This is a genomic window from Mycobacterium kubicae (genome assembly GCF_015689175.1).
Lineage (GTDB): Bacteria > Actinomycetota > Actinomycetes > Mycobacteriales > Mycobacteriaceae > Mycobacterium > Mycobacterium kubicae.
This window is the reverse complement of record NZ_CP065047.1, coordinates 3,486,344-3,510,009: the sequence shown is the minus strand read 5'-3', so window position 1 is coordinate 3,510,009 and position 23,666 is coordinate 3,486,344. Positions and strand designations below refer to the sequence as shown.

Sequence of the window (23,666 nt, the reverse complement as noted above, 5' to 3'; positions counted from 1 at the left end):
CGCGGTACCGGATACACCGCTGGCGCACCGGTGCGTCGCTTATGAAGCCTTCGACTCCACCTCTGCGTCATCGAGAACCCCCGCATGGTGCAAAACCGGTTGTCGGGGCGGCTGACCCTTGCGCAGGGTGGCAAGCAGTTCCCGATAGGGCCCGACGAGGAAGACGGTGTCGCCGGCGCTGAGTCGGGCATCCCGGCGCGGGTGCAATTGAACCGGCGCGTCCTCGCGGGTGACAGCAATGACACGGGTTTGTGTCGACATTTCGAACATCGGAAGCCCATCCAATTCACTGCCCGCACCGACGTGCATTCCACCCACCATGAACGAGCGATTTCCCACCGAGAAGGTGCCCAGTACACGCAGCCCGAGTGCCGCGCCGATGAACCATGGCGCGGCGAGTTCGACTGTGGAGCGCACGTTTTCAAAGCCGAATCGCTGGGCTACCGCAGAGCCAAGCTCATGGTCGTACACGCGCAGCACCAGTGGAACCCGTCCTCGGCGGTTGGCGGCCGATTTGACCTCTGGACCGAGCATTTCGCGAAGGATGATTCCGGTCTCAATGTTGATCATGTCGTCACGGGTCAACACCGCCACCGCACGTGCTCTGTCGACGCGAGCCGCCTCCAGGGTCGGACGTAGTGTGGCGTCGCCGAAGATCACCGGTATGTCGAGTTCTGCCGCCGTCGATAGATACGGGTTGTTTTGGTCCCGCTCGATCACCGCGACGTCGTAGCCGGCGTTAGTGAGATCGGTGACCACCCGGGTGCCCAGGGCGCTGAGCCCGACGACGATGACGTGGTTTCGTAGATGACGCGCGCGCGGACGCCCGGAGGAGAACACGAACCGACGCGACAGGAGTACATCAGCGACGAACGCGACCAGCAGCGCGGTGGTGGTAACTCCGCCTAGCATCAACATGGCTGCATATAGCCGCAGCCAAGTAGGTTGCTGAGCGAAGCTGAAGTCGCCATATCCCGTCGTGGTGATCGTCTCGTTGGTGAAGTAAAAGGCGTCGACCCACGACATCCCGGGGTGCTGGTAGGAGTAGTGCAGCAGCGTCGTAGATCCCAGGATCAACACCATCAATGCACCGATCACCGGATAGAACGCCGGATTGACTTCGGCCGGCAACGTCCGGGCTGCGTCGAGGGTCCGGCGCAGGCGGGACTGCCGCGAGCGCGTCCGCGAGTCACGCGGAACCCTGACGCCGCAGGCGGTGAGCTCATCGGGGGTGCCGATCATAGAAGTCCAGTCGCCGGCCCGGACCTGCTCGTCGCGTCCCGGACAGGGCACCACCTTGCCGGACGTGGATTTGTCCTGTTCGCGGACGATCGCAACGGGCGCCAAGTTGCCGTAGATCTCGCGCAGGGTGGCATCGCGCGGCGCCTCGGCGCCGAACACGACGAAGTCGATGCCGGCCGCGCGAAAAGGGTGCGTCGTGCGGGCTAGGCAGGCCTCGACGACTGCCGTGCCGGCAAGATCGGCGACATTGAAGATCGCGCTCGGCCCGTCGTCAACGGCCACCGCCTCGCGCAGCACATCGTTGGCCAACCGTGCCACCACTCGAATAGTGCGACTGGCCTTCCTGGCCAGCAAGGCGACCTCGAGATTGGTCGCGTCGTCATTCCCGGCGCACACGATAGCCGCCGCATGAGCGATTCCCGCGCTGATTAGTTCGGCTTTGACTCGGGTGCCCGCGAGTTCTGGGCCGATCAATCTGGCAACGGTCGCGCCGGCCCTTTTCAATTCGTCGATGATGGTCGTCGCCAGCGCGTCGTCACCGCTGACGATCACGTGTTGGTGCATGAAGTCCACCCTTCCGGGAAATGTGGATCGAGCGCGTGCGAGCCATACGCGAATGTTGCTCCTGCGCAATTGATTAGCTGGCAGGGCGGCACCGAAGGCGCAAATGGCTTTGTGACAGAACAGGTCTCAGTCGCCATGCATTCCCCCTCTCCGGTCCACAACGATGATCGTTGCCCTCATCACGATGTCACGGTGCTAGCTGCTAGCAGCTAATCAACGGCGTTGACATCGAAATCCACTGGTTGACATGCGTGTTGGCCCGAGCCGGACCAAGGATCATGCTCGAGCCAGCACCTGCTGCGCGGCACTATGCGGCGATAAGGGCGGCTCGGCAGGTCCGTTGTTTCTACAATCTCGTTACTTTGTTACATCCAGATCAAGCGTTCATGGGAAGCTCCTGGCAACTTTCTGAAAGACGTCGTCGGGCAGGGCTTCGGCTCATCGACAACCGCTAGGCTTTCGCCGACGTCATAGGCTGGGGGAAGGAATGTAATTCAGTGACAACGACTTTGGCTGACAGCCCGAAAGAGTGGTCTTCGTTTTCTGATTTGTGCAAGCGGAGCTTTCTGGGCAAGCCGTTGATCACTGATCAGCTCCAGCACGAAAGACTGTCGAATACGGTTGCTTTGGGCGTACTTTCGCCCGACGCAATCTCGTCGACGGCCTATGGCTCCGAACAGATTCTGATTGAACTGTTACCCGCCGCCGGGATGGCCGCGTTCGCGTTGCTGGTGCCCATCACCGGTGTGATCTTGCTGATCCTGGTATTGGTCACCGCTTCATACCGCCAGGTCGTCATGGCCTAGACCCGATCCGGCGGCTCCTACGTGGTGGCCCGGGAGAACTTCGGGCCACGGGTGGCGCAAATAGCAGCCGCGTCGTTATTGATCGATTACGTGGTCACCGTGGCAGTGCAATGCGCCGCGGGGACAGTTGCCGTCGTCTCCGCACTACCGGTGCTGGGTCCTTACAGCCTGAAGATCACGGTGGGGATGGTCTTGCTCATGTGCTTTGCCAATCTGCGTGGATTGCGCGAAGCCGGCGTTCGTTTCGCGGTCCCTACCTACGCCTTCGTGGTGATGGTCGCGGGAATGATTCTCATCGGCGTGGCGCGTGAATTGTTCGGCAACCTGCCGACCTACGATTCACAACACATTCCCGGGGCGGTGCCCGTGCACCAGGGCAGTGGGCTGGTCATGGGCGCGACCGTGCTGATCCTGCTGCGCGCGTTCGCAAATGGCGGGTCGTCGTTGACCGGAGTAGAGGCAATCTCCAACACTGTCAACAGTCTGCGTAAACCCGAGGGCCTCAATGCCCGCCGGGTGATGACGATCATGGCGTGCATTCTCGGATTTCTGTTGACCGGGGTGGCCTGGCTCGCGCACGTCACCCATGCCACCCCGTACGTCGACGGATACCCGTCGGTCTTGTCGGAGATTGCCCGCGCGGTGTTCGGGCACGGGATGATTGGCAACGTTCTCTATTTCCTTCTGCAGGCGTCGACCGCAGCGATTCTGTACACGGGCGGAAATACCAGTTTCAACGGTTTCCCCGCGCTGGCCAGCTTCGTTGCGGAAGACCGGTTCCTGCCGCGCCCGCTGATGAAGCGGGGCCATCGGCTGGTGTTCTCCAACGGCATCATCACCTTGACCGCGTTGTCGGTGGCCTTGCTGGTGATCACCGGTGGATCGGTCAACGCGCTGGTCCCGTTCTACGCGATCGGCGTATTCACCGGCTTCTCGATGGCCGGTTACGGTATGACGAAGTACCACCTTTGCCACCGCGGCCCGGCTTGGCGAGGCAAGCTTGCCGTCAACTTGTCGGCGGGGATCCTGTCCACGATTGTGGTGGGGATCTTTGCGGTAGCCAAGTTCACCGAAGGGGCATGGCTCATCGTCGTCGTGTTTCCGGTGCTGGTTTTCGCCTTGATGCGGCTCAACCAGAAGTACCGCGCGGAGGCGTCCGTTCTGGAAGTGTCACACGGCGAACGGCCCAATGTGGCGCGTTATACGCGGCATCGGGTTTTTGTCTTCGTTGATGCCGTAGACCTCGCCGAGATCGAGGCACTGCGCTACGGCAACGGTTTGCACGCCGACGACCTCACCGCCGTGCACCTGGTGATCGACGCTCTGCGTGCCGAACGGTTACGGCAGCGTTGGGATCACTTTGAGCACGAGACACCGCTGCGCCTGGTCGATTGCCCCGATCGTCATCTGAGCCGCGCCGCACATCAAATGGTGTTCGAGGCGCTTGACCATCATCCCGACACCAAGGTGACGGTGCTGTTGCCCCGCCGCACATATTCGCCGCTGGTAGGCCGGTTGCTCCATGACCGAACGGCGGACAAGATCGCCCGCGCCGTGAGCCGCATTCCCGGGGCAACGGCGCAGATCGTGCCCTACGACATCGAGTCCCGGATTGCGGAGGCAACCCGCGCGGGGTGACATCTCAGTCTTGGTCAACAGGCTCAGTGAATAACTGCCGGCCGGGGCTGCGCCAAGTCGCCTGCCGCACCTGACATTTCGTCGAACTCTGAGGAAGTGATGCGTTATGGCGACACCGGTCGGCGGAATACCGCCGTCATTCACCGACAAATGCAAGCGGGTGCTGCTGGGCAAGCCGCTCACCACTGATCAGCTCGACTCCGAGCGCTTGTCCAATCGCGTTGCACTGGGCGCACTTTCGCCCGACGCGATCTCCTCGACCGCCTATGGTCCCGAACAGATCATGATCGAACTGCTGCCCGCGGCCGGGATGGCCGCCTTCGCCTTGCTGCTGCCGATCACCGGTGTCGTGTTTCTGATCCTGGTCTTGGTCACCGCGTCGTACCGCCAGGTCGTCACCACGTATAGCCGCGCGGGCGGCGCATACATGGTGGCCAGGGACAACTTCGGACCCAGGGTGGCGCAGATCGCTGCGGCGGCATTGTTGATTGATTACGTGGTCACTGTGGCGGTGCAGCCTGCAGCCGGAACCGTTGCGGTGGTTTCGGCGATCCCGGTGTTGCGCCCATACCACCTGGAGATCACGGTCGCGGTGGTCGTATTGATGTGCGTTGCCAACTTGCGCGGCCTGCGCCAATCCGGCCGGGCGTTCGCCTTCACGACGTACTTCTTCGTCGCCATGATCACACTGACGATCGTGACTGGCCTCGTGCGTGAATTCATTTGGGGCCTACCGAAATACGACCCGCAAAGAATCGTGGGCGGCGTGCCAGTACACCACGGAAGCGGCTTGGTGATGGGTGCGACTGTCCTGGTCGTGCTCCGCGCATTCGCCAACGGCGGCACCTCGTTGACCGGCCTCGAGGCGATCTCCAACACCGTCAGCACCTTCCGTAAGCCCGAAGGGGCCAATGCTCGTCGGGTGCTCACGCGGATGGCTTGTGTCCTCGGCTTCTTGCTGGCTGGAGTCTCATGGCTGGCCCACGTTACGCACGCCACTCCGTATCTGAGTGAGTATCCGTCCATGCTGTCAGAGATTGCCCGTGCGGTCTTCGGCAACGGTGTGGTCGGCAACACCCTGTATTTTCTGGTGCAAGCCGCCACCGCGGCGATCCTTTTCACCGGTTGCAACACGAGTTTCAACGGGTTCCCCGCGTTGGCCAGTTTCGTTGCCGAGGATCGATTCTTGCCGCGGCCGCTGACCAAACGCGGTCATCGCCTGGTGTTCTCCAACGGCATTCTCACGTTGACCGCGTTCTCGGTGACGTTGCTGATCATCACCAGGGGATCGGTGACGACGTTGGTCCCCTTCTACGCCATCGGTGTGTTCACCGGTTTCGCGATGGCCGGTTACGGCATGACGAAACATCATCTGCGACACCGTCATAGAGGCTGGCGTCGCAAACTCGGCGTCAACCTGTCGGCGGCCATCTTGTCTACGGTCGTTGTGGGCATTTTCGTGGTGGCGAAATTCGCCGAAGGCGCCTGGCTCATTGCCGTCGTCTTCCCGGCGTTGGTGCTGGGTCTGATGCGACTCAATCAGAAGTACCGCGCCGAGGCCTCGGTGCTGGAGATGTCGCACACCGAACGTCCGGAGTTAGCCCGGCATCCGCGGCTACGGGTATTGGTCTTCGTGGATTCGGTTGACCTTGCCGAGATCGAAGCACTGCGGTACGGAAATGGATTGCACGCCGACGATCTCAGGGCCGTGCACTTCGTGGTCGACGCCGATCACGCGGCGCGGCTTCAGGAGCGCTGGGAGCGCTTCGAACAGGAGACGCCGCTGCTGGTGGTCGACTGCCCCGACCGCCACCTCAGTCGAGCCGCGCACCACTTGGTCTCTCAGGTGCTCCTAGATCATCCAGAGGCCAAAGTGACAGTCCTCCTGCCGCGTCGGACATATTCACCCCTGCTGGGTCGGCTCCTGCATGACCGCACCGCGGACAAGATGGCCCGGGCCGTGAGCCGTATCCGTGGGGCAACCGCGATCATCGTGCCGTACGACATCGAGTCGCGAATCGCGCGCGTGGCTCCTGACGGCATCGAAGATGGCGGTGTGAACCGAGCAGTCGAAGCCGAGACGCCGATGTCAACTCTGGTGGGGGACTGACCTGGTCGTCACGACGTGGAGTTGAGCAGGTCGTTTATCTTCTTGAGTCGCTTGGCGACCAGCCCTTCGATATCGACGGATCGGTCGGGGGAGCAGGTCACGATCTGCGAGACCACGTTGGCCTTCGAAATCACCGCGAAATCGCAAGCCCATTGTTGCCCGCCCAGATTCGTCATCCACTGGGCCACCTCCGGTGGGCTCGGAACCAGCGGCGCTGGGTTCACCGTCATGCCGCGCCCGCTGTCACCCCAGGCGGAAACGGGCCGCTGGCAGGCCGATACGGTGCTGCGGACCGAGTCCAGGAAGCCCGCAGCATTGAAATTACTTGGATAGGTCGCCGAGACCTCCAGTAGCTGGTGCTGGTTCCGATCGTGGTCCTGCTGGGTACGGGCCTCGCGGCCGGTGTAGTTCGCCGGGAAAAGCGGGAAGCGGCCAAACGCGACGGCGCCATGGCATTGGGCAGGGTCGGCCCCGATGAACAGCGCGGACTGCATGTCTTCTTCGCCCAGCGGGTTGTTAGGGACCGCCGAAAACGAACCGGACGGGGTAAGCAAATCGTCCAACTGCGAAGGGTAGATCGGGCCGCCGGACGCTGGGCCGCGCGGCGCAGCCTTCGGGGTGCCCGCGACGACCGTGCTGCAGCCGGAGAGCGCGGTGACGGCCGAGATGAGCGGCACGCAACATGCCACACGCGCAAGTGCGTATCGCTGTGAGAGCGGCGAGCCGCCTCGTCCCTTCACGCTCAATCCCCCCGGCGGTGTTGCGACTACCTGCCCGTGCGCTCGCGATGTTTGCATCCCGGCCAGCAGCACGGCCGGCGCTTGCCTTCCTCCAGCTCCTCCTGGGTCCGGCGGATGCGGCGTTCCCGCGTCTTGTCCTGCTTGGCGTCCTCGACCCAACAGATGAACTCGTTGCGCGCCAAGGGTGTGATGTCCTCCCAGGCGGCCAATGCCGTGGAGTTGGCCATCAACGCCTCCCGCAGATCCACGGGCAACTCGTGGACCACTCCGCCCGACACCTGCTTGATCCTCACGCCCACCAGGGTAAACGCCCATGGCCGCCGGGCGTCAGAACGGCCGCCCGACGGAGGCAGTTGATCAGATAGATCCGCAACTCCAAATTCCCGGCGGTGGTGTTGACCGTGCGCGGACGAGAGCCGTTGCGCTGATTGCCACCGCGACGCGGTGCGCTCGTGTGGGCCGGCGCCGATCACCGCGGTCAGCTCCGCATCGATCATCGCTTGATAAATCGATTCGGCTGCTTGCTTGATGCGCTCAATGGCATCGGCATTGCGTAGTGCATCCAACACCTCCAACAACGCAGACTGGTCCAGGGCCATCGCGATGTTCCTCTCGGTAGTGATCCTTGGTCGTTTCACCACAGAGACTCACGCGATGGTGATCTGTTCCCGATTTGCCCCCGGACACCGAGGTTGAGGCGATGATCGTCTCAAGGGAAGGAGTCCGAGAGAAGATGCTTGCTGCTCATCCGGAGGAGTTTCGCCGTCGTGCAGTGGAGTTGGCCCGGCTGCGGGAGAAGCCGATCGCCAAGGTTGCCAAAGATCTGGGTTGGTCGTGGTGACGGCGCTCAGAAAAAAACCGCGGCTGTGCTCGCCGAAATGCCTCACCTGTGAGCAGCGGTCAAGGTGAATCGGTGCGGCGGCAGGCCCCACACGTCTTCCTCGATATGGCCTTGGCCCAGACTTAAGGCGATGCGGCGTTCTTCCTTGTTATGCAAGGTTCGTCGATGTCGAGGGCGGTACCACCGTCGTCAGGCGGCGCACGAACCGGAGGTAGGTTTCGCCGACGTTGCTTATGCGGCGCCCCGCCATCGTTGCCAGCGGCGCGCCGAGCATGCTTGCGGCAGTCCCCTGCTGTGGCTCCTTGGGCAGTGGCCGGGCTGGCGCTGGGCAAGCCGTCGTGCGGCGCCTGCTTGACGTACCCGATTGGCCACGCGAGCCGTCGCAGTGATCCGGTGAAACTATGGCATGTCCATCGCCGTCAACTCCGTCGGTCTACTGATGGGCGCCTGCATCGCTCTCCCCAATGCGGGCATCGATATTGCACAATGTCTCCTCGGTCGCGGTGGTCACCAACAGTCCTCGACTCATCCGCTACCGTCTGACCAACGGTAACTCTGCGACCCTCAACGGGCGCCCGACGACAGCGCCTGCTGTGACCAGTCGTTACCAGGACGCGACGCCGCCCCCGGTCGCCAACTAACCCATGCTGTCGCGTCTCCCCACAGCGTCATCGTCGAAGTGCGCGTGTCTTGGACTGGCGGATGACCCGCTCGAGTGGGCTATGGCATCCTGAGCCCGACGAGCGCCCGGTAAGAAAGGTAAGCACAAGTGAGTGGACTAGAGACGTCGGCCGAGCAGGTTGGGGCGCCCCCGGTTATGCATCTTTCAGCGATGTTGCACGCGCCAGTCCTGGCCCGGTCGGGCGAGGTTGTGGGCCGGGTGCAGGATGTGATTGTGCGGCTGCGCGGCGCCGACGAGTACCCGCTGGTGAGCGGGATCGTCGCTGTGGTGGGGAGGCGGCGGGTGTTCATCGGCAGCCCCTCCATTTCCCAATACGCCCCAGATCGCGTGGTATTGGCGACACACAAAATCGATCTGCGCGGTTTCGAACGCCGCGACGGCGAGGTGTTGCTGCGCACTGATGTCCTGGGACACCGGTTGATCGATGTGGCTGCCGTGGAGTTGGTACGCGCCTATGACGTGGAGCTCGAAGACACCGGCGCCGGGTGGGTGCTTGCCCGTCTGGATACCCGCCGCCCGGCGCGCTTCTTCGGACTAATCAAAAGCCGGGGTGGGCATGCCGCCCGAGATTGGAAGGCATTCGAACCACTGATAGGCCACGCCCGCTCCGGTGCCTCGCGAAGTCAGTCAAACCGGCTTGGCGGGTTCAAACCCGCGGACATCGCGGATCTTCTCGAAGACGCTGACAAAGCCGAGGGCGGCGAGATCCTCGACCGGGTCCGCAGCGATCCGGAATTGGAAGCCGACGTGTTCGAAGAACTCGACCCTGACAAGGCCAGCCGACTGCTCAATGACATGGCCGATGACGAGGTCGCCGCACTCTTGGGCCGCATGCGCGCCGACGACGCCGCCGACGCGATCGCAGACCTGCGTCAATCGCGGCGCAGGCGCGTGCTGGAGCTGATGCCGGGCCCGCAGCGCACGAAGGTGATCACCCTGATGGGCTTTAACCCCGACAGTGCCGGCGGCTTGATGAATGTCGACTTCGTCTCCTGCGCCGCAAGCACCACTGCGGGCGCGGCGCTGGCACTGATCGCGGGCGCCACGAGGATACAACCCGAGGCATTGGTCAAGATGCATGTCGTTGATGAAGACAACCGCCTGGCTGGTGTCGTGTCAGTGATCGACCTGCTGCAAGCCGAACCCGGTCAAACCGTTGAATCACTGATGGATTGCGACCCAATCCGAATCGGGGCCGAAGCCGATGTCCCTGACGTCGCCCTATTGATGGCCGACTTCAACCTCTACTCCATCCCCGTCGTCGACGGCCACGACCGCGTGCTCGGAGTTGTCACCGTCGATGACGTGCTAGAAGTCACCATCCCCGAGGATTGGCGTCGTCGCGAACCCGCCCCCCGCCCGGTCCGCGAAATCACCCCATCGTGTGACGATCGGGACGCGCCTGGACCAGAGAGTGAGGCGCCGTGAGCTCCGGCGAGAAGGCCACCGGCCACGCAGCAACCACTCACCGATCCGAGTCGCCACCACCGAAGCGCACTGCAGTGCTTGACTCGGCTCACCTCGGTGATATCGAGGGCGCCTTCGGGCGCATTAACGTCGCGGAAACCGACCATCCCCGCACGTTCAAGACGCGGCTGCTGACGCTGCTTGCCATTGTCGGTCCCGGAATCATCGTGATGGTCGGCGATAACGATGCCGGCGGGGTGGCCACCTACACCCAAGCTGGCCAAAATTATGGCTACTCCCTGCTGTGGGTGCTACTCCTGCTGATTCCGGTGCTCATCGTCAACCAAGAGATGGTGGTCCGGCTCGGCGCGGTTACCGGTGTCGGACACGCTCGCTTGATCAACGAACGCTTCGGCCGCGGCTGGGGGTGGTTCTCCGTCGGCGACCTGTTCCTGCTCAACTTTCTCACGATCGTCACCGAGTTCATCGGCATCACTTTGGCCGCCGCCTACATTGGTATCTCCAAATACATTGTCGTTCCGGTCTCAGCGGTCGCGCTCATCGCGATCATGGCCAGCGGCAGCTTTCGCCGGTGGGAGCGGGCCATGTTCGTCTTTATTGTTATCACCTTGGCGCAGATCCCGATTCTGCTGATGGCGCACCCACAGTGGGCCCAGGCCGCCAAGTCATATGTGGCGCCGAACATCTCCGGTGGCGTGACCTCGGACGCGGTGCTTTTGATCATTGCTATCGTCGGGACCACCGTGGCGCCTTGGCAGCTGTTCTTCCAGCAGTCCAACGTCGTCGACAAGCGCATAACACCTCGATTTATGGGCTACGAGCGCGTCGATACGGTCTTGGGGGCGTTCATCGTGGTGGTCGGCGCCACCGCGCTGGTCATGATCGGTGATTGGGCGGCGCGCTCCACTGGCACAGCCGGTGGTTTCACCGACGCCGGCGCCATCGCGCGTCTGCTAGGCCAACACAATTTGACGCTCGGCTGGTTGTTCGCGATCGTGCTGCTCGACGCGTCTATCCTCGGCGCCGCCGCAGTGACCCTGGCCACCAGCTACGCCTTTGGCGACGTATTCGGCCTGAAACACTCGCTCCACCGGGGGTTCGCCGATGCGAAACCGTTCTACCTTTCCTACAGCGCGATGGTGTCGTTTGCGGCGGCGATCGTGCTGATTCCTGGCGCCCCCCTTGGGTTGATCACCACCGCCGTACAGGCCCTCGCTGGCTTGCTGTTGCCTAGTGCCAGCGTGTTCCTCCTGCTACTGTGCAACGACCGGGCAGTATTGGGCCCCTGGGTGAATCGACGCTGGCTCAACTGGGTTGCCGGGCTGATCGTCGGCGTCCTGCTGCTGCTGTCGGGAATCCTGATGGCGACTACCTTGTTCCCCGGCCTCGACGTGATCGTTCTCGCCGGGTACCTGTCACTGACGTTGATCATACTCGCCGCAGCCACGGTACCGACGCTTCGTTGGATGGGTCGCCGCCAGCCCTCACCACCGGCGGTATCAAGCCCGGCGCGGCCTCTTGACCGCAATAGCTGGCGAATGCCACCACTGACCTTGTTAGAACCCGTGACCTGGTCGGCAGGGACCCGTCTAGGCATGATTGCGCTGCGCGGATACCTCGTCGTCGGCGCCGTCCTGCTCATTGTCAAGGCTGTCCAGCTCAGCGGCCGATGAATTTTGGCCAATCCGGAAGGTCACCAAAATGGGCACGGCACCCAACGCGCGATTCGCCGCAGAAGCCAACTACCTACCGCACTACAACGAGGTCCAGCAGATCACAGGAACTGCCGTCCTCGCCACCATTGCGGTCGCTCTGGCAGTGGCATTCATCATCGTCCAATGTCGACGACGCCGCGTGCGCACCGAACGAAGGCATGTCGGTGGTCAGCGACACTCCCGCGTTTCAAGACCTTTTACCACCCGCAGGAGAGATTAATGGCCCAAACGGATGTGCCTGGTGGTAAGTGGTTGACGACGAGCGTGATTCTGCTCCTGGTGCTGCACTGCAATTCGCTACGCCTGCATCAGCGGATCAAACTGATGATGACTTCCTCGGCCGCGCTCAGGAACGCAGGACCGTCTCAACTAACCGCGATGTCGCGATCGCTACCGGCCATAGGGTGTGCACCGGGCTCCGATGCAGACCAGACCGGCAACCTGTTTTGCCGCTGGTAAAAGACACCGGCCTTTCGACAGTATTTGGTCCGGGAGTCGATGTTGTAGCCGGCGATCCGGTTGGAAAACTCGTCCTTGATCGCACTGAGGTAGAGCTTGCCCTCGCCGATACGGGTGTTCGTTAATGTCGGCCATTTATAACTGATTTGGCGTACCGGCGGTGAGATCTCGACCGACCAGATCACCATGCACGGGCGGCTCGGTTCTGCCGTTCTTGCCGCGTTGACGCTTGCCGAACGTGCTCCACCAGCCGTTGTTCGAACAGATCTGCCAGGCGGTGCGTTCGGCCATCGACTGACCGGCGTCGCGGGCTTCATCGACCAGAAACCGGTACCCGACTTCTGGATCATCGCCGTGGGCGTCGAAGAGAGCGTTGGCCCCGATGCGCCTCGACGTATTCGCCCTCGGCGATGGGGTCGGCCCGCCAGCAATAGTAGGGCTGGCGGGCGACCTTGAGTACCCGGCACGTCACCGCCACGGGGATCCCCTCGGCGGCGAGCTCTTTCACGAGCGGGTAGTGCCTTTTCCCGGCAGGTTGGCCTGCGACAAGTAGGCGGCTGCTCGGCGCAGGACTTCGTCCTCTTGTACTGATCGCGCTCACCGAAAGTCCCCAGGTGTGCTCGCCGAAATTCCTCACCTGTGTGCAGCGGTCAGTGTAGTTGTTGGCGGGTGCCGGTGGTGGTTCGGCGCAGGGTTCCCGCGGCGGCCTGGTGGTCGCGTAAGCGGTAGGACTCGCCGTCGAGGTTGATCACGACTGAGCGGTGCAACAGGCGGTCGAGCATGGCGGCTGCCACGATGGTGTCGCCGAGGATCTCGCCCCACGCACCCACCCCCGGTTGGTGGTGATGACGATGCTGGTCTTCAAATACCGTTGGGAGACAACCTGAAACAACGCCGATGCGGCTTCGGCGGGCAAAGGAAGATAGCCGAGTTCGTCAATTATCAGCAGCGTCGGACCGGCATAGCGCATGGTGGTGGCCCAGCGTCCTTCGATCGCGGCACGGTGGCAGCGGGCTGCCAGATCGGCAGCGGTGGTGAAGTACGTCCGGTAACCGGAATGGGCTGCAGCCCTTCCGGTAACCGGAATGGGCTGCAGCCCTTGCCAATCCGACCGACAAGTGCTTCTTTCCAGTACCCGGCGGCCCGATGAGCAAGATGTTGGTCGCCGATTCTAGATAACGGCAGGTGCCCAACTCGTCGATGAGCTTGCGGTCGATCCCGGCGGCAGCATCGACATCGAAATCGGCCAGGGTGGCCGAGGTCGGCAGGCAGGCGAACCCCAGCCGGCCGGCCAGACGTCGGGCAGTGCTGGCCTCGACTTCCACGGCCAGCAGTCGCTCCAAAGCGACGGTCAACGACAGCCCTTCGACGGTGGCTTGGTCGAGGACTGTGCGCAGTGCTTCGGCGGCAGCGGCCAGTTTGAGCTCGGCCAGGTGCGAGCGCAGCTATTGATACCGGCTCGCCGCGGCCGACGGGGACTCCTCGGCGGTGCTGGTGATGTCGGTCTTGCCGGTGCGTGGGTTCGGGGTCATTGGATGGTCCTGTTCTGGGCGGCCCGCTCGTAGGCGGACAGATCGATGACGGTGGAATCGGTTGAGTGAGTTACAGATTCGATAGCAGCGGTAGGCCCCGCTGGATCTGAAGAAGTTGCGCGGCAGCGGCTTTGGCTGCCGGCCCGGGTGGGATGCGTTCCTTGCGGCGGTGCGGGCGCCCGGTGGTGGCGGTGGCCATCGCGACGGTGTCCAAGGCGATGACATGGCCGCTGTCGCGGACCATGACACCGAGCCCGTCGGCGACCATGCGGTGCCGGGCGATCACGATCCCGTTGGTGGTGGCGATGTCACAGAACTGCCCGCCGACGGGATGGCTGACCACCACCTGGGCGGCGGCCAGCTCCGGGGGCCCCGAGTAGCGATTACCGCGGTAGGACACCATTGCCTGCCGCGATGCGGTGCGGGTCTCGGAGATGATCACCGGATAGGGCACCGCCGGTGCCGTTTGCAGAGGCTGCGTTTTGGCCATCACCGCCACCGATGACCGGCCATCGGCAGTGGCCCGCAGCCGGGTATCACCACGGACTCGGGCAAAGCGATCCAAGTCGGCCTGGTGCAGCCTCGACAGTCATGTCGTCGGCCAGCGTGCGCCACCAGCGTTGGGCGGCGGTGTGGTTGGCCTTCTCCACCACGCCCTTGCGGTTACCGCGCCGGGCCGGGCAGATCGCCACCGCCACGCCGTAGTGCTTGGCGACCCCCGCGAACGAGGCGGTCACGCGTCCCGAGCCGGGGTCGCAGACTGTGGCCATTTCGATCGAACCGCCACACCCGGGTCAGCCCACCAAGTCCACGGGTGACGCGATCCAAGCCGGCAACCAGGTGCGGCTGATCCTCCGATGGCGCCAAGAAGCCGCGCCACTTACCGGAATGCGCCAGCGAGCCGACCAACAGATGAGCGGTCTTGCCCCAACCCCAGGATGCCGGTGGGTCGGGCAATTCCAGGCAGTCCCATTGGGTTTCGTCCCCGGGTGCATGTGGGATTCACTGCGTTCGGGCGCTCGGTGGCGGTCCGGCAGGCCTGGCACACCGGCCGTAGATCCCGCACCCGGATATTGCGGGTCAAGCTCTGATACGACAAACCGAACCCCAACTCCTTGAGCTCGTCAAACAGGGTGCGGGCCCACAGGTGCGGGTCCTCGGTCAGCCGCGCGGTGACGTAGTCGACGAACGGGTCAAACGGATCCGGGCCGGGCCAGGCACCCACCCCGGGTTACCGTCACCGGCCAGATATCTGCGGACCGTCTTGTGGTCAAGACCGGTGTGGCGGGCGATCGCCCAGACCGTCCAACCACGCTTGCGTAGGGCATGTATTTCCACATCGTCCTCCCATGTGAGCATGAGAAAGCGGGCCTCCTTCGGTGGAGCAACTGGCGTCAGACACCAGTAGCTTCGAAGGAGGCCCGCCCTTCTCGGCGGAGCCACACGGGTGGGGAATTTCGATGAGCGTCAGTGGGGATTTCAGCGAGCGCGGTCAGTTCCAGCAATCGATTTCGGCGACGCAGCTCACGCAGTTCGGCGGAATCACCGGTGCTCTTGCCAACCTTGGCGCCCTCGTCGATATCCGCCTGACGCATCCACTTGGTCAGCGTCATCGGATGGACACCGAAGTCCGTGGCGATCTGCTCGATCATCACGCCGTCGTCGCGGTTGCGGGCAACACGGACGAGATCGTCGCGGAACTCGCGGGGATAGGGCCTGGGCACAATGACATCCTTCCAGCCCGCCCACCTGGGGCAAGCAACTCAGATGTCACCTGTCCGTGCAGCAGACCCGAATGGATCACTGTGCCAACGGGTTTGCGGCGTAGGCGGGCCATGTTCAGGGCGTCGGCGACCAGTTCGGTGCGGAGGTGATCGGCGATCGACCAGCCCACTACCCGGCGGGAGTACACGTCGAGCACGACCGCGGCGTAGATTCAGCCTTCGCAGGTGCGGTGCTGAGTGTAGGGGTCGGACCGGGGCGCGGTGTCGGCATTTCTACCGATCCGTTTCCCCGGCCCGCCCTCCGAACCCGCCGAGCGAATTTCTCCGCAACGGGCTCTCCACGGATTCAGGCCACTGGTGCAGTGATGTCCGTCGGCCTCGCTGTCCAAGGGGTGATGATTTTCGTGCCCCGGTAGCGGTATCGGGTGACCTCTACCTTCTGCGGCCGAAACATCGCCGTCTTGCCTTCGCGGATTTGCCAATTGGGCAGGAACCGTCGATGGAAGACGCCCCACGCCAGCCCGTGGTGCCGTTTGCGCATCCAAGTCACCACCCGCCACCATGTGAAGTGGTCGAGGTAGTCGAAGGTGCGTTTGGACACCCCGTGCTGGAAGTAATTGCACCATCCCCGCAGGACGGGGTTGAGTTGGCGCAGCAGATCAGCGAGCGTTCGATGTTTGTGTCGCCGCGTCAGATTCCTGACTTTGTCGGTGATGGACATAAGTGCCTTCTTCGACGGCCAGGTGTAGACGTAGTGCTTGGTCGTGCCCCTTTTGATCTGCCGTTGGATGCGGAAGCCGAGGAACTCGAACCCCTCGTCGACGTGGCAGATCCTGCTCTTCTCGACCGACAGGCGCAGGCCCATCGGCGCGAGCACTGCTGCGATCTCGTCCCAAAGCGCTTCGGCATCAGCGCGAGTGCCGTGGACCATGACACAGAAATCGTCTGCGTAGCGGACGATTTTCATGGTCGGAACTCCGGCGCGTCGATGCTTGGCACGTGTCCATTCCGGGCCGAGCGCCTTCCACTTCGCGGCGAAGTGCTCGTCGAGAACGGACAGGGCGACATTGCTGAGCAGTGGTGAGAGGATTCCGCCTTGCGGAGTGCCGGTGATGGTGTCCCGGTAGCCGAGATCTTTCGAGAGAATCCCGGCTTTGAGGAACGACTTCACCAGGGCCAGAACGCGTTTGTCCCCGACACGTCGCCGCACCCGGCCCATAAGGGCCGAATGCGAGATTTCATCGAAGCACGCCGTGATGTCTCCCTCGAAAACCCAGTGATAGGCCCGTGAGCCGCTGGCGAGGTGATGGATCTCAGCGATGGCGTCCTGGGCTCGCCTGCCCGGCCGGAACCCATATGCGCACGGATGAAAGTCCGCCTCGAAAATGGGCTCCAGCACCAGCTTCAGCGAAGCTTGCACGACCCGGTCGGCGACGGTCGCGATACCCAGGCGGCGGAGCTTGCCGTTCGCCTTCGGGATCATCACCTCCCGCACCGGATCCGGCCGGAATATCCGCTCCTTGAGTTCCTCGCGGAGCCGCTGAAGCAGTCCGACCGCCTCTGCCGCACCGACAGACCGCGGTGCGGTCCCATCGGCACCGGCTGAGCGCGCACCCTTGTTCGTCCGCACCCGCTCCCACGCGAGGGTGAGGAATGCGGGGTCATAAACGAGGTTGTACAAATCATCGAAACAGCGGTCGCTTTCATCAACCGCCCAATGGTGCAGTTTGCGTTGCATCCTGCGTACCCGCAGCTCGGCCGTGTCCGGGTCGGGCCACAAAGCACTCGTATTCACAAGTGACCTCCACAGTCTGCGTACTCGCCGCGAACCCGCTGGAGCCCTTTGCCATGCGACCGGCTTTCCCGGCCTCGGACTACTACGGCTCCTCCGCCCCACCACACCGGCATCAGCCGACGACTGCCTACCCCTCCAGCCCGGCTGGCTGCCGGATCTGACCGGGGACCGGCGCGGTGGTTCCCGTGTTCACTGTCAACCGTTTGACGGGTGAGGTGTCCAGCTATGCCCCTGCGACCTCGTCACGGCTACGCCGCAGTCCTTCACCGTGACCTCCCGAACCGGCGACATCAACCGGCCCACGAGTTCCCCGCCCTCAGGGCGGGTGCGCGTCGCTGCCCAGCCCGCATCCGCCAGGTTGGAGCTGGTGGTCTTCTCTTAAGAGGCGTTCAGCCGCTGGTTCCTCGCGTACACCTTCCCGTCTCGCTAGCCGGACCCGACCCGTCTGGCAGTACCAGGCCGTCCCGGCGTTGTCGGGGCTGCTTCCCACCCTCACCAAAGTCTCTTTAGATCAGGCTGCCCCCAGCTTCTACCGGGCCACTGCGATGGCTCGGCGACGGTGGTCTCTCACCTCCGTTCGGTTGAACAGCGCCTCACGGCGCTCGATGTCGGTGACCCACAACCGGTCGGGACCTTCGGCGCGGAACTGCCGCTGAACCAGATCCGGCCACGATGCGGCCGCCGGCGGTTCCCGCCTCCAGCGGCGGCGATGAACGCCTTGCACGCTAACGAGTTTCATGCACCGCCACACCCGCTTATGGCCGACCTGGATCCCGTGGCCGTGACGCAGCTCAGCCTAGATACGGCGTACCCCGTAGGTGTGGCGCGACGCGGTGTGAATTGCGGTGATGGTGTTGGCCAGCTCGGCGTCGTGGCGGTCGCGATCGCAGGCCGCCCGGGTGCGCCATTCATGGAAGCCTGACGTCGACACCTGCAGGATCCGGCCGGTCAGCGCGACAGGGAAGCCCTGCGCAGCCAGCTCGTGGACCAGCCGGAACCCTATTTTGGGAGGATGTTCTCCCGGGCGAAGTAGGCGCTGGCCCGTTTGAGGATCTCGACTTCCATCTCCAGCACCCGCTTTTCTCGGCGCAGCCGGACCAGCTCAGCCCGCTCGTCGCGGGTCAGGCCCTCTTTGTGGCCCTCCTCAACGTCGGCCAGATCCATCCATCGACGCAAACAGGACTCGCTGATCGCCAGGTCCTTGGCGATCTTGGCGATCGGTTTCTCTCGCAGCCGGGCCAACTCCACCGCACGACGGCGAAACTCCTCCGGATGAGCAGCAGGCATCTTCTCTCGGACTCCTTCCCTTGAGACGATCATCGCCTCAACCCCGGTGTCCGGGAAATCGGGAACAGGTCATTGATCGGCTTGCCGTCGCTTCGGCCAGCACACGTCACGTCAAATTTCCGGGTCTCGCCCACCCACTCGAATCGGTTCGACTACTACGCGGATACGACGGCGCGGAACCGGACATCGCCGGAGCGAGCTCGCGCGATTGCGCGATTGATGTCGGCCATCGGAAACGTTTCGACCAGTGGTCGCACTCCGGTGCGGGCGGCAAAGTCGAGCATAAGTCTGGTTTCGTGCTGTGACGCCGGCACTCCCCCGAAAATGGCCTTCTCCGACACCAGCAGAGAAATGGGACTGACCTTTACTGCACTGTCTGGCATACCGACGATGCTCAGTATCCCCTGCGGCTTTAACGCGGTGAGGTACTCATCCCAGGGCAGATCACCAGACACCGTACTCAAGATGAAATCGAAGGAGCTCGATGCTTGGGCTAATTCGTCGGTGTCGCGGGTCAGGATGAAATGATCGGCACCCAACTCATGGGCCAAGTCGCGTTTGCCGGCAGAGGTGGAGATTGCGGTTACGTCGCATCCCCAGGCGCGGGCGAACTGAATCGCGAGGTGACCGAGTCCCCCGATACCGACGATGGCGATGTGGTCAGTCGGCCTGACGCCGTGCCGGACAAGCGGCGCGAAGACCGTGACGCCCGCGCAAAGCAGCGGACCAGCGTCCTGCAGTTCGATGGCATCAGGGAGTGGATAGGCAAAGCGCCAGTCGCTGGCACGCACCGAGGAGGCGAAGCCACCGCGGTCTCCGCGCAGAACGGTGTCATCGCGACGCGCGCAGAGTTGCTGACGGCCGGTCAAACAGAATTCGCAGCTCATGCACGAGCCGGCGATTGCGCCGACGACGACGCGTTGGCCGACAGCGAGTTTGTCGGTGTCCACTAGGGAACCGACGGCGGACACCACGCCGGCGGCCTCGTGGCCGGCGACCAAGGGGAAGTTCGCATAGCCCCAGTCGTTGTCAATCATCACCACATCGCTGTGACAGACCCCGCAGTGAGTGACCGCGACGTCAACCTCGAGCGGCCCGAGCTCTCCGGCTTCGTAGGTATAGGGCGTGAGTTCGGCGCCGGCGGAAGTGGCGGCATAGGCATTGACACGCATGGGGGTTCCTTCGACGTTTGTTCTACCAACGGTTTGAGGCGTAGCACCAACAGGCGGCACGCCACACTCGAGACGAGCGGAACGCTAACTAACTAGTTTGTTTCGCGGCAACGGTACCTCTGCCAGGACAACCTTGTCAAACCAACCAGTTAGTTACAATGATGGTATGAAAGACGTACCCGTCACTCGCCGCCGCATTCTCGATGCGGCGGCAGCAGAGTTCGCGCAGTACGGCATCGCCGGAGCCCGAGTCGACCGTATTTCAGCGAAGGCCCAGGCCAATAAGGCGCAGCTATACTCTTACTTCGGCAGTAAGGATGGACTGTTCGACCAAGTCTTCAACGAGCTTGCCGCGACGCTCATGGGCACGGTGCCCTTCAACGCCGACGACCTACCGGGTTATGCGGCAAGGCTCTACGACACCTGTCTTGAGACACCCGAGATCGTGCGCCTTGCTACCTGGGCGCGCTTAGAGCGCGTACAAGTCGGTGAATTCTCGGAAGCGATGCGCGGTGACACGAAGCGGAAGGTCGACCAGATTGCAGAGGCCCAACGGAAGGGCGTTGTCAATCCAACATTCGACCCCTGCGACGTGCTCGCTATGGCGATGGCCATGGCGTTGGCGTGGTCTCCCGCCAGTCTGTTCTACACTGCAACTTCTAGCGATCCAGATGAGGACAACGCCCGGCGAAGACGCGCGCTTATCGACATGGTGCGAAATGCGTTGACTGACTCGCGGCACCACGCCGATCAATGACGATGCCTTCGACCACTCCCGCATCGATCAGCGCCTGGCGCTTCCACCGAAACAGCTTGGACTGCGGGATGTTCATACCGGCCGCGATGGCGACGACCGGCTCGCGCGATCGCAGACGCTGAGCATTTGCCAGCGCACCGTCGCCGGATAACTGAGGGACATGTGACCTCCTGCTGATCACTGTCCCCCGACTCCATAACGGTGGACCTACAACACGCGTACAGACCGCGTGGGCTTAGTACCGGGGACTCGCCATGAGCGTGCCCGCGACACGGCCGACGAACAATGAACCCCAGCTGGCCACCGCGCTTGCGATCGCCGCCGCCCAAGCCGGTCATCCTGACCTCCAACCTGCCGTTCTCCCGCTGGGGACAGGTATTCGGCGAGCCCACCATCGCCTCGGCGATAATCGACCGGATCGTGCACAACGCCGAAAATCATCGCCCCTCAGTAGGCAATCTGGCCGTGGTGCAGTCTGTGCTGGTCCGTTCGGACGTGGCCGGGATCGTCGACGACTTCGCACCCCGCCGCGTGGATGCGGCCGCGTCAGTGGGCACCTATCTGGCGTTGGCGTGAGAGAACCGGATCATCGACCCGTGGTCCAGTGGAAATCTTGCCGTCCAGCCATGTTGCTTGGGACTAACGGCACCGGTGCGCTGCGGTGATCTTGCCCGACGTCCAGTGTGACAGTGCTGTCGCGGGTCGTGCGGACTGATGGTTCTTCTCTTGAATATCTGCGCCGCTACCCGGCACGGACGTAGCCCTTTCTCTCGACTCGGTCGTCTTGAGGGAGACACAAGGCGAAGCCAATCCATCAATCAGTGTCAGTGGTGTCCGCGGCGGTAGCCGTGTCCGCCGCGGTGCTCATCGCGGTAGCCGTGTCCGCCGCCGTGCTCATCGCGGTAGCCGTGTTCACCGCCGTGCTCATCGCGGTAGCCGTGTCCACCGCCGTGCTCATCGCGGTAGCCGTGTCCAAGGCTGTCGCGCAGCCAGCCGAATAGTCCCTTGCGTCGGTGTCCGCGTTTTCTGCTCATACCACCCCAACGTCGAATGGGGCTCGAGCGTTCCCCCGCAGTCCGTCGCCTCCGGGCTTGGCCATGACCGAGGGCAGACATCGCTGTTCGCCCACTTTCGCCGCATGACAGCCGCACAGCGGATATGTGCCGGCCCCGGTCGCCGGGTTGCCGAGTAACTTACCGCGGCATGGTTGCTTCGCCGGCACCCGAGCAGGCGTCGCGCCTTGCCGACACGTGAGCGTTGACCGGCCGTGGACCAGCACGGCAGCCAACGCTAAGCCCAACACCGTGGCGCGGATGACCAGGGCTACCACGCCGAGACTGGCCAGCAGGTTCTGCCGGATGACGGTGCGGGGTACCCGCATGAGCCCAGCCGAAGCCCCACCGGTCAGAAGGCAGCGGATTCCTCCACGTGGTCGGGGGGCTCGACCTGGATCGTGGGGTGGGTGACGCCATACCGGTCGGCGAGGAGTTGCCGAGCCGAGTCCAGCACCGCGTGCCAGTCGGCACGATCAGTGATTACCAGGTGCGCGGTGGCGGCCTCCATGCCGCTGGTGACCGTCCAGATGTGCAGGTCGTGGACGTCACGGACACCGGGGATCGCGGCCAGCTCCCGGCTGGCGGCGGCGACGTCCACGCCAGGAGGCGCCACCTCCATGATGATCCGCAACGCCTGTCGCATGAGCTGCCACGTCCGTGGCAGGATGAACAGGCCGATCGCCGCCGCGACGATGGCGTCGATGTAGCGAAATCCGGTGACCGCGATGACGACCGCACCGACGATCACGCCGATCGAACCGAGCATATCGGACATGACCTCGAGGTAGGCACCCTTGACGTTCAGGCTCTCCTTGGCCCCCTTGGTGAGCAGGCGGAACGAAATGATGTTGACCACCAGCCCCACCGTGGCGACGACGAACATCGGCCACCCAAGCACCTCCGGCGGGTTCCTGAAGCGCTGTACCGCCTCGTAGAGGACGTAGAACGCGACGCCGAACAACAGCAGACCGTTGATGACAGCGGCCAGCACCTCCAATCGGTACGTGCCGTAGGTGCGCTGCCCAGCGAACGGGCGCTTCGCCAAGTAGATCGCGGTCAGGGCAAGTCCGAGCCCGAGCACATCCGTCCCCATGTGGGCCGCGTCACTGATCAGCGCCAGCGAGCCGGTGACGATCCCGCCGACGACCTCCACGCCGGCGTAGGTGGCGGTCAACGCGAAAGCAATCATCAACGGTTTCTGGTGGCGCTCACCCGCGCTGCCGATCCGTCGCCCGTGGGCGTGCTCGTCACCATCGGAGTGGCCTGGCGTGGACTTCTGTGGGCGCCAGTCCCTGTCACTGGATGAGGTCATCTAAATGTCCTTACCTTCTTGTAAGTTCGAGTCCATTGGCCCCGGGCGTCGAATCACTCAAGTGAGCGGCCCTGGCCCGGCTTCGGTGCATCTGGTCGCGAACTCCTTTACCTCAAGCCGTGATCGGCGGCCGCAATCTGTGGTACAACACCGTTGCCGCCGGCTGGATCGAGGCCCGCAACCGCTCCGCCGACGCCATCACCGAATTCAAAGCCATCAGCAGCGACGAATCGCCCCACTGTGCACCTCGCCGACATCCTCGAACTCTACGCCGCCGCGTTCTTCGCGCTCGCTTCCCAATTACGGGAAGATCCCCAACACCCACGGTGTGCACGCGGGTACAGTCCAGCGGCGTGTGCAGCGGTGCTGGCCGGCCCAGCCGCGGTGTGGGTGGGGGTACGCGATGTGAACCAGCTGATCAGTGGCTGGGCCGGGGTGCACGGAGGGCTACCGGATGCGCCGTATCGACCGATCGGGCTTCTGGGGGCGATGCTGGCCTGGCACGGCGACCTGAGTGTGCGTCCTGAGGCAGCGGACATGGCCGCGAAGCCGACGAGCCGGCCGCTGCGCGGGCTCGGGTCGTATACCAATTCGAGAAGCGCGCGCAGCTCGCCGCGGCGCGCAGTGGGGGTGGTGCACCGGGATGGTAGCCGTCGGTGCCTACCTTTTTGGAGCTCCGCGCACGGTGAGGCCGCGATAGCAGCCGACGAGGCCCGGCGATGAGCCCGAAGGTGGCCGTTTTGATGGTCGCGATGATGTCACTTTGGGCAGGCCGGTGATGGTGGTGAGTTCGCTCAGCCGCTGCGG

At 63.5% G+C, this 23,666-nt stretch carries 16 protein-coding genes and 9 pseudogenes; 7 read left to right on the top strand and 18 right to left on the bottom strand.

The window, feature by feature from the left end:
* Nucleotides 1-39: 39 nt before the first annotated feature.
* On the bottom strand, nt 40-1,806 hold the full coding sequence (locus I2456_RS16565) for an NAD-binding protein (protein WP_068161340.1): 1,767 nt from the start codon (nt 1,804-1,806) through the stop codon (nt 40-42).
* Between the two features lie 509 nt (nt 1,807-2,315).
* Between I2456_RS16565 and I2456_RS16560 the strand changes: the two are divergent.
* Together I2456_RS16560 and I2456_RS16555 are read left to right on the top strand one after the other, a co-directional pair.
* Nucleotides 2,316-4,235: pseudogene (locus I2456_RS16560) on the top strand (APC family permease); the annotation flags it as partial.
* Between the two features lie 121 nt (nt 4,236-4,356).
* Nucleotides 4,357-6,297: pseudogene (locus I2456_RS16555) on the top strand (APC family permease); the annotation flags it as partial.
* Nucleotides 6,298-6,368: 71 nt separating this feature from the next.
* Here the strand turns inward: I2456_RS16555 and I2456_RS16550 are convergent.
* The 3 genes and pseudogenes from I2456_RS16550 to I2456_RS16540 form a co-directional block, all read right to left on the bottom strand.
* The gene (locus tag I2456_RS16550) at nt 6,369-7,037 is read right to left on the bottom strand and encodes a sensor domain-containing protein (RefSeq protein WP_241007733.1); all 669 of its coding nucleotides are present in this window, start codon (nt 7,035-7,037) and stop codon (nt 6,369-6,371) included.
* Between the two features lie 89 nt (nt 7,038-7,126).
* Nucleotides 7,127-7,327 (bottom strand): YdeI/OmpD-associated family protein, encoded by a 201-nt coding sequence (locus tag I2456_RS16545; protein ID WP_390639592.1) that lies wholly within the window; start codon nt 7,325-7,327, stop codon nt 7,127-7,129.
* Between the two features lie 137 nt (nt 7,328-7,464).
* A pseudogene (locus I2456_RS16540) lies at nt 7,465-7,699 on the bottom strand (transposase); the annotation flags it as partial.
* A gap of 580 nt (nt 7,700-8,279) precedes the next feature.
* Here I2456_RS16540 and I2456_RS28570 point away from each other — a divergent pair.
* From I2456_RS28570 to I2456_RS16530, 3 genes and pseudogenes are all read left to right on the top strand, one after another.
* A pseudogene (locus tag I2456_RS28570) lies at nt 8,280-8,582 on the top strand (copper-transporting ATPase); the annotation flags it as partial.
* A 176-nt stretch (nt 8,583-8,758) separates the two neighbouring features.
* Nucleotides 8,759-10,051, top strand: coding sequence for a magnesium transporter MgtE N-terminal domain-containing protein (locus I2456_RS16535; protein ID WP_085075207.1), 1,293 nt, complete (start codon nt 8,759-8,761; stop codon nt 10,049-10,051).
* Between the two features lie 74 nt (nt 10,052-10,125).
* On the top strand, nt 10,126-11,724 hold the full coding sequence (locus I2456_RS16530; protein ID WP_139823294.1) for an Nramp family divalent metal transporter: 1,599 nt from the start codon (nt 10,126-10,128) through the stop codon (nt 11,722-11,724).
* A gap of 407 nt (nt 11,725-12,131) precedes the next feature.
* Here I2456_RS16530 and I2456_RS28565 read toward each other — a convergent pair whose 3' ends face one another.
* The 10 genes and pseudogenes from I2456_RS28565 to I2456_RS16480 form a co-directional block, all read right to left on the bottom strand.
* Complete coding sequence (locus I2456_RS28565; RefSeq protein WP_222106563.1) at nt 12,132-12,575, bottom strand: hypothetical protein; 444 nt, start codon at nt 12,573-12,575, stop codon at nt 12,132-12,134.
* Between the two features lie 300 nt (nt 12,576-12,875).
* A pseudogene (istB, locus tag I2456_RS16515) lies at nt 12,876-13,670 on the bottom strand (IS21-like element helper ATPase IstB).
* Between the two features lie 83 nt (nt 13,671-13,753).
* Nucleotides 13,754-15,116: pseudogene (locus I2456_RS28560) on the bottom strand (IS21/IS408/IS1162 family transposase).
* A gap of 35 nt (nt 15,117-15,151) precedes the next feature.
* Nucleotides 15,152-15,481 carry a transposase gene (locus I2456_RS16500; protein ID WP_085075210.1) on the bottom strand — a complete coding sequence of 110 codons (330 nt, stop codon included), beginning with the start codon at nt 15,479-15,481 and terminating at the stop codon, nt 15,152-15,154.
* A gap of 118 nt (nt 15,482-15,599) precedes the next feature.
* Nucleotides 15,600-15,693: pseudogene (locus tag I2456_RS28550) on the bottom strand (hypothetical protein); the annotation flags it as partial.
* 134 nt (nt 15,694-15,827) lie between these two features.
* Nucleotides 15,828-17,276: a group II intron reverse transcriptase/maturase gene (ltrA, locus tag I2456_RS16495; RefSeq protein ID WP_007168383.1), complete on the bottom strand. Its 1,449-nt coding sequence runs from the start codon at nt 17,274-17,276 to the stop codon at nt 15,828-15,830.
* A 529-nt stretch (nt 17,277-17,805) separates the two neighbouring features.
* Nucleotides 17,806-18,015, bottom strand: coding sequence for a hypothetical protein (locus I2456_RS16490; RefSeq protein WP_163703941.1), 210 nt, complete (start codon nt 18,013-18,015; stop codon nt 17,806-17,808).
* 57 nt (nt 18,016-18,072) lie between these two features.
* Nucleotides 18,073-18,207, bottom strand: coding sequence for a transposase (locus tag I2456_RS28920; RefSeq protein WP_163703928.1), 135 nt, complete (start codon nt 18,205-18,207; stop codon nt 18,073-18,075).
* Between the two features lie 68 nt (nt 18,208-18,275).
* Nucleotides 18,276-18,563, bottom strand: a complete 288-nt coding sequence (locus I2456_RS16485; protein ID WP_163703929.1) for a transposase — start codon at nt 18,561-18,563, stop codon at nt 18,276-18,278.
* A gap of 155 nt (nt 18,564-18,718) precedes the next feature.
* On the bottom strand, nt 18,719-19,735 hold the full coding sequence (locus tag I2456_RS16480; RefSeq protein WP_085072923.1) for an NAD(P)-dependent alcohol dehydrogenase: 1,017 nt from the start codon (nt 19,733-19,735) through the stop codon (nt 18,719-18,721).
* A 166-nt stretch (nt 19,736-19,901) separates the two neighbouring features.
* Between I2456_RS16480 and I2456_RS16475 the strand changes: the two genes are divergently transcribed.
* On the top strand, nt 19,902-20,492 hold the full coding sequence (locus I2456_RS16475) for a TetR/AcrR family transcriptional regulator (protein ID WP_163703943.1): 591 nt from the start codon (nt 19,902-19,904) through the stop codon (nt 20,490-20,492).
* Nucleotides 20,493-20,825: 333 nt separating this feature from the next.
* Nucleotides 20,826-20,927: pseudogene (locus tag I2456_RS28915) on the top strand (ATP-binding protein); the annotation flags it as partial.
* Nucleotides 20,928-21,316: 389 nt separating this feature from the next.
* On the opposite strand, the gene I2456_RS16465 reads toward I2456_RS28915, so the two are convergent.
* From I2456_RS16465 to I2456_RS16450, 4 genes and pseudogenes are all read right to left on the bottom strand, one after another.
* Complete coding sequence (locus tag I2456_RS16465; RefSeq protein ID WP_163703944.1) at nt 21,317-21,526, bottom strand: hypothetical protein; 210 nt, start codon at nt 21,524-21,526, stop codon at nt 21,317-21,319.
* On the bottom strand, nt 21,523-21,873 hold the full coding sequence (locus I2456_RS16460) for a hypothetical protein (protein ID WP_163703945.1): 351 nt from the start codon (nt 21,871-21,873) through the stop codon (nt 21,523-21,525). The genes I2456_RS16465 and I2456_RS16460 overlap by 4 nt, the downstream gene beginning before the upstream one ends.
* Nucleotides 21,874-21,896: 23 nt before the next feature.
* Nucleotides 21,897-22,859, bottom strand: coding sequence for a cation diffusion facilitator family transporter (locus I2456_RS16455; protein WP_163703946.1), 963 nt, complete (start codon nt 22,857-22,859; stop codon nt 21,897-21,899).
* Between the two features lie 666 nt (nt 22,860-23,525).
* Nucleotides 23,526-23,657: pseudogene (locus I2456_RS16450) on the bottom strand (ABC transporter permease); the annotation flags it as partial.
* Between the last annotated feature and the right edge of the window lie 9 nt (nt 23,658-23,666).

Coding starts and splice junctions, on each gene's coding strand:
- I2456_RS16565 (WP_068161340.1), bottom strand. CDS start 1,806: ATGCACCAACACGTGATCGTCAGCGGTGACGACGCGCTGGCGACGACC.
- I2456_RS16545 (WP_390639592.1), bottom strand. CDS start 7,327: ATGGCCAACTCCACGGCATTGGCCGCCTGGGAGGACATCACACCCTTG.
- I2456_RS16535 (WP_085075207.1), top strand. CDS start 8,759: ATGCATCTTTCAGCGATGTTGCACGCGCCAGTCCTGGCCCGGTCGGGC.
- I2456_RS28565 (WP_222106563.1), bottom strand. CDS start 12,575: ATGATCCAGAAGTCGGGTACCGGTTTCTGGTCGATGAAGCCCGCGACG.
- I2456_RS16490 (WP_163703941.1), bottom strand. CDS start 18,015: ATGAAACTCGTTAGCGTGCAAGGCGTTCATCGCCGCCGCTGGAGGCGG.
- I2456_RS16485 (WP_163703929.1), bottom strand. CDS start 18,563: ATGCCTGCTGCTCATCCGGAGGAGTTTCGCCGTCGTGCGGTGGAGTTG.
- I2456_RS16480 (WP_085072923.1), bottom strand. CDS start 19,735: ATGCGTGTCAATGCCTATGCCGCCACTTCCGCCGGCGCCGAACTCACG.
- I2456_RS16475 (WP_163703943.1), top strand. CDS start 19,902: ATGAAAGACGTACCCGTCACTCGCCGCCGCATTCTCGATGCGGCGGCA.
- I2456_RS16465 (WP_163703944.1), bottom strand. CDS start 21,526: ATGAGCAGAAAACGCGGACACCGACGCAAGGGACTATTCGGCTGGCTG.
- I2456_RS16460 (WP_163703945.1), bottom strand. CDS start 21,873: ATGCGGGTACCCCGCACCGTCATCCGGCAGAACCTGCTGGCCAGTCTC.
- I2456_RS16455 (WP_163703946.1), bottom strand. CDS start 22,859: ATGACCTCATCCAGTGACAGGGACTGGCGCCCACAGAAGTCCACGCCA.